We start from the raw sequence: 2074 nt of genomic DNA on the forward strand, positions 1-2074 counted from the left end.
CCGGCACCAGCCGTCGTGCCGTGGCCGGCTGCGCCACCCCAACCCGCTTCGCCGGCCACCTCAAACGTCGCCGATAAGCCAACCATGCATTAGATTTGAACCGGGCCACCTAACGGGGGCAGGCCAGGACGGCCAGCCGATCCGCCGGGTGCGGGCCGTCGATGGCGTGTCGATCCTGTCGGGTCGGCGCTTGGCGCTTCACCTGATGGTGCAGCCGGACGCGGCGGCGGGCTTTCTGGCTGACGGCATGCTTCGTGATCAGGGGCTCCTGTCACGCATCCTCGTCGCGGCACCCCAGAGCATCGCCGGCACGCGGCTTTACCGGGAGGTCCGTCCCGAGGACGACTTCGCCATCAAGACCTATGGCGCTCGCCTTCTCGCCTGCATGGAAGCACCGCTTCCCCTAGCCGAGAACAAGCGCAACGAGCTGGCACCCCCCGCTCTCGAACTTACCAGCGAGGCGGCAGCGATCTGGCGGCAGTTCTACGACCATGTCGAGGAGCAGTGCGGAAAAGGCCGTGGGCTGTCCGGGGTCCAGGACTTCGCGGCCAAGGTCGCCGAGCACGCCGCGCGCATTGCCGGCGTCCTGACGATCATCGAAGAGGAGGAACCGCAGGAGATCGGGGCTGCCGCAATGTCGAGCGCGACGGCGCTCGCCGACTGGTACTTGAGCGAGGCTCAGCGCCTGCAGCAAGCAGCCCGCCTCGACCCGAAGCTCCTGCTGGCAAGCAAGCTCCTCGACTGGATGCGCGAAACGGGCGAGCAGGAGATCCACTTCCGCGACGTCCTGCGCCTTGGCCCTTCCGGCGTGCGGCTGAAGTCGGCGGCCGAGGAGGCGCTGAAGATCCTCTTGGCGCATGGGTGGATCTCGGAGGTGGCCGGACGGCCTCGCAGGTTCCGCCTCCACAAGGGGGCGAGCTGACGATGAGCTACAGGAGCTTTAGCCCGCCGAAAATCGATTGGGGGGCTGCGACAGTTGCGACAACTGCGACACTTTCCGAGCTAGCCGCCCGAACTGTCGCAAACGTCGCAACTGTCGCAAGGGGTAAGCCCGCCGCGCCTCTCGAAACCGTCGCAGATGTCGCAACTGTCGCAAGGGTCTTTGGCGAAAACGAAAATGCCAGCGACCTCGAGATGGAGGCCGAGGAGCGTGCCGCCATCCTCCAATACGATGCCGGGCTTCCTCGCATGGAAGCGGAGCGGCTGGCATTCGGTCGGCTGCCGACGCCCGGCATCACCGTCCGTGCGCCTGCCGTCGAGCTGCCCGCGGCCGAGTACGACATGCACTTGGACACGCTGATCATGGCGGCCGGCGCTGGCACACCGGAAGGGTCGCGGCTCGCCTATGCCAAGCGGAAGGGCTGGGTCGTGCCGCGTGGTGACGAGACCGTGTTTACGAGGGGGCGGTGATGAGTGCGAAACCCCGGCTTCTCGTGCCACCGGAGGAAGGGGCAACGCTCAAGGTTGCGGCGCGTCGCTTCAAGCTGTCGGTCGACACGATCCGCCGCCTCTACCGTGCCCATGGCATTGGGCGGCAGTCAGGACCGGGGGCGCCTATTATCGTCTCGCTGCCCGCTCTGATGATGCTCCAGCACGGTGACTTGGAAGCGCTAGCACTCCTGCAAGAGGGGAAGCGTGACGATCCTGTTGTGGGGCGGTACCTTCGACTGCTTGGCGCAGCTTAAGGACGATATCGGGACAAGGCACAATGATCTACAGATCTCAGCTGCAGCCTTAGATTAACCGCCACCACAGCTCCCGCATCCCTCGAACGACAAACACCACATCATGCACTCACTAAAAGATCGTACACCATGCTTCTAATCGGCTTTGGTCGCCGCAAATATAGGCAACCCTGAAGGAGGACTTGGTAATCGGTGGCCGCAGACATTATGCGACGGGCACCAAGCGTCAGGTCACGATGTCAGCAGCATCCTTCATCCTCAACAAGCGCGGCAACATTGCCACGGCCTCTGCCCTCCTCGCGGTGCCGCTGATCTTCGCCATGGGTGCGGGCATCGACCTTTCGCGCGTCTGGACGGAACGCAGCAAGCTTCAAACGGCGGTGGACGGC

At 64.6% G+C, this 2074-nt stretch carries 3 protein-coding genes; all 3 read left to right on the forward strand.

Annotation, left to right across the window (positions count from 1 at the left end):
- Nucleotides 1-139 precede the first annotated feature (139 nt).
- A complete protein-coding gene (locus FZN60_RS28455) occupies nucleotides 140-922 on the forward strand; it encodes a DUF3987 domain-containing protein (RefSeq protein WP_255476131.1) in 783 nt (260 codons plus the stop codon).
- A gap of 2 nt (nucleotides 923-924) precedes the next feature.
- Nucleotides 925-1410, forward strand: a complete 486-nt coding sequence (locus tag FZN60_RS28460; protein ID WP_158877774.1) for a hypothetical protein — start codon at nucleotides 925-927, stop codon at nucleotides 1408-1410.
- 511 nt (nucleotides 1411-1921) lie between these two features.
- On the forward strand, nucleotides 1922-2074 hold a 153-nt coding region (locus tag FZN60_RS29390; RefSeq protein ID WP_369413090.1), incomplete at its 3' end, for a pilus assembly protein TadG-related protein.

The organism is Antarcticirhabdus aurantiaca (genome assembly GCF_009765365.1).
Taxonomy (GTDB): domain Bacteria; phylum Pseudomonadota; class Alphaproteobacteria; order Rhizobiales; family Rhizobiaceae; genus Antarcticirhabdus; species Antarcticirhabdus aurantiaca.

What these genes read in the sequence shown, in the direction of transcription:
- FZN60_RS28460 (WP_158877774.1), top strand. Translation starts at nt 925, where the DNA reads ATGAGCTACAGGAGCTTTAGCCCGCCGAAAATCGATTGGGGGGCTGCG.